This is a genomic window from Haloferula sp. A504 (assembly GCF_044385805.1).
In the GTDB taxonomy this organism is placed as follows: domain Bacteria; phylum Verrucomicrobiota; class Verrucomicrobiia; order Verrucomicrobiales; family Akkermansiaceae; genus Haloferula.
The window spans coordinates 1-3529 of record NZ_JBISBU010000121.1; the positions used below are offsets into that span (position 1 = coordinate 1).

A 3529-nucleotide genomic window follows, 5' to 3' on the forward strand; every position below is an offset into this window, starting at 1 on the left:
CTCGAAGGCATAGACGACCGGTCCGCGCATGAGGGCGACCCGGCCACGGTTTTCTTCGAGCTTGGGATGGGCATGGATGCGGCGAACCGGCATGGGCAGATCGAGTTCGATCCGGTCGCCCGGTTGCCACTTGCGCTTCAGGCTGAGGTAACCATCCGGGCCGGGCGTGGTGTCGACCGGCTTTCCGTTGAGGCGGAGACCCACCGCGGCGGGTTGATTCAGCTCATCACGATAGAGCGTGCCGGGCACGGTCCGGCCGACGGCCCAACCGGGGATGCGAAGCTTCAGATCGAAGACGGACGCTTTCCCCGGGGTGACCTTGATCTGGATCCCGCCGTCCCAGGGGAAGTCCGTTTCCTGCTCCAGCTTGATGCTTCCGGAATCTCCGAGGTCCACGCTGGCCTGGCCGGCGGCGTAGAGATTGACGTAGAGTGCGTTGTCCTTTGTCGCATACAAGTATCCGCCTACCTGCGGGATGAACCGGGCAAGGTTGGTCGGGCAGCAGGCCAGGCCGATCCAGGGCACCCGTTCCTCCCCCTCCGCCGACTCCAGTGGATTCCGGTAAAAAAACGCATCCCCTGACAGTGCGACTCCCGACAAGGCGCCGTTGTAAAGAGTCAGCTCCAGGATGTCGGCGTATTTCGCCTCGGCGTCCATCAGGTTCATGCGATGCTGCCAGAAGACGTGGGCGATGTTCGCGCAGGATTCGCAATAGGTATCGTTTGGCAGGAGATAGGGATCGCCGAAGCCCTCGTCGCCGTATTGCGCCGTGCCGAGTCCGCCGGTGAGATACATTTTCCGGAACACGACATCCTCCCAAAGGATGCGGACGGCATCCGCATAGTCGGGTGCTTCATTGAAACGGGCGAGGTCGGCCATGGCGGAGTAGGTGTAGCCCGCGCGGACCGCGTGGCCCACCGCCTCCTTCTGTTCCAGGAGCGGTTTGTGATCCTGCATGCGACCGTTGCGGGTGCTCCACTTTCTCAGGCGGAATTTCCGCATCGTTTCGTCCGGTCTTTTCTCGGGAACGGTGCGTGGCGGCACGTCGGTGAACGCTCTGCGTTCGCTGCCATGGGCATGGCCGCGCTCCTCGAGGAAGAACCGGGAGAGCTTCAGGTAGCGTTCTTCGCCGGTCACGCGGTAAAGCTTGATCAGGGCCAACTCGATTTCCTGGTGTCCGCCGACGTCGTAACGCTTGCCCGGGCCGAAGTTGGCGTCGATATGGTCGGCCAGGCGCCTGGCGGCATCGAGTGCCTTGGTGCTGCCGGTGAGTTGGTGATGGGCGACGGCCAACTCCATGAAGTGACCCGCGTTATACATCTCATGGTTGAGCCGGAGGTTGCTCCATTTGTTCTCCGGCTCTTTGGCGGTGTAGTAGCTGTTCAGGTAGCCGTCCTCTTGCTGGGCGGCGATGATACGATCAATGATCGCATCCACCCGTTCGAGCAAGGCCGGATCCTCGTGGTTACAGAGCGAGTGGCAGGCCCCTTCCAGACCCTTGTAGGCATCCGAATCGTAGGCATGGTTGCCGACGATGGCGTTTCCCTTTTTCCTGTTATCGGAATGCTCCGTCGCGCCGGGGTCCCCTTCCAGGGGATTGTGCGCCTCGTCGGCGTTCCCGCCGTCGAGCATTCCCAAGTCCCCGCCGACGACCTTCGCGGCCAGATCGAAATTACTGAAATGATGCCTTTCTTCCAGTTTATCCAAAACGTGGGGAATCGTTATTCGATGGTGTCTGTCGACCCGGGTTCCCCAAAATCCGCCTGTTAATGTCACATTCCGGCCGTCGACCTCCCGCAGCCCTTTTTGTGGGGCAAGTGGAGAGGTCTGCGCCGTTGCCTTGCAGCTTGTGCAAGCAAGCATGAAGATGCAGGCGAGAACTGTGGTGGAATGAATTCTCATCGGTTTGTTTGCTGGTTTTAAAACCTTGATCGTAATCCTGGTCGATTTCCGCTCGGCAATGCCAAGCAGGTCAATCAGACGATGAGGTTCTGACTGTGAACCGGTGGCTGCCGGGAGGCACTTGCCCAAGACTGAAGCGGTCGCCGTTCTTCTCAACCGGAAGAGGCGGACCGGCCTGGGTCAACCTGCTCTCCGTTCCCATGGTGGGGAGAAATACTTCCGCAGTGGCGCCCTCCGGGATCGAACAAGCCAGGGTGAAGTTGTTGGCGTCCTTTTCCCATGCAACAGAGACCGGGCCATGAGGCGTGGGCACTTTGCCCGTCGCGCTGGTCAGGAATGCCGGATGGGGCTTGATGCGAATCCGTTTCCACCCGGCCTCGGCAGGTTCGACACCCAGCACATGGCGCGGCAACAGGTTACCCGGCGCGGCCCCCCATGCGTGGTTCCAGTCCTGATTCGGCTTGTATTTCTGGTCCCAGGCCTCCCAGGTGATCGTCGTTCCGCTTTCGACCATGTGCTTCCAGCTGCGGTCATTATCCGCCATCATCAGTTCGAGGGCGTGGTCCGCTGCCCCGTTGGAAAACAAGCCGTCCATCAGATATTGGGCGGCGTAAACGGAGCAGGCCATGCCCTTGGTTTTCAGGAAAGCCACTGCCTGATCCCGGTGGTCTTCGGGCACCAGCCCAAAGGCCAGGGGAAAGAAGGTGGCGTGTGCCGAGGCGTGGTCGGTGCCGATCCCGTCGCGGTAGCAGCCCTTGTCTTCCATCCAGAGCGCCTCGTGGAATCGTTTGATGCCCCGCTCGAAACGTTCCCGATAGATTTCCGCTTCGCCCTTCCTGTTGAGTGCTTCCGCCAACTCAGCCATCATCTGCACGGTTCTGAGGTGGAAGGCGTTGACCACTGTATTGATTTCCCGGAAGACGTAGCCGTCGCGCTCACCCTGGGGCCAATCCACGATATCCCGCACTCCCGGCATGCGGTTGCGTGTCTTCTTGTCACTATGGACCCAGCCGTCTTCGCCCACGCGATGCATCAACAGCTTGGTCTTGAGTCCGTTGTAGCGGGGGTGCAGCCATTGCGTGTCACCGGTAAACATCCAGTCGGTGTAGGCGACAAAGACCATGTGCGAGGCCCACTCGGTCGGCCAGGTCGGCTTGATCATCAGCCAGTCGAAGGTGTCGCGTGCGAGTTGCTTGTCGGCGTCGGTGTAGTAATGCGTCAACTGATTGATATAGGCATCCGCTTCGTAGGGGATGCGCTCGCGGTCGCCGTCCACGAAGATTCCGGTAAAACTGGTCGCCTTGATCGAATACTTGCACAGATCCCAGATGCGGTTGAGCAGCGGATCGGAGCACTCAAAATGAGCGGCGTCCTCATCCCATGCCTTGAGAAAACTGCTCTGGCGGACGACCTGTGCCGGGTCGAAAGAACCGCTCCACCCCTCGATCTCCACCCAGCGGAAGGGTGTGACCACGCCAAACGCCTCCGGAAGCGGCACGGTGACATGAGGCCGGGTATTCCATCCGATTCGCGGTGGAGCCACGACCTGCCATTCTCCGGCTGCCCCGGTTTCCCGGACGTCCGCCAAACGATAGCGCACGGAGCCCGGCGGGTCGCGATCGACACG

General features: G+C 60.7%; 2 protein-coding genes. Both read right to left on the bottom strand.

The genetic code is table 11. The annotated features are described in order from the left end of the window. Positions 1 to 1902 (bottom strand): glycoside hydrolase family 127 protein (locus tag ACG2LG_RS23610; protein ID WP_396263297.1); only part of this gene is annotated, 1902 nt, incomplete at its 3' end. 70 nt (positions 1903 to 1972) lie between these two features. Beyond that, positions 1973 to 3529: alpha-L-rhamnosidase C-terminal domain-containing protein (locus tag ACG2LG_RS23615; RefSeq protein WP_396263299.1), on the bottom strand; the 1557-nt coding region annotated here is incomplete at its 5' end.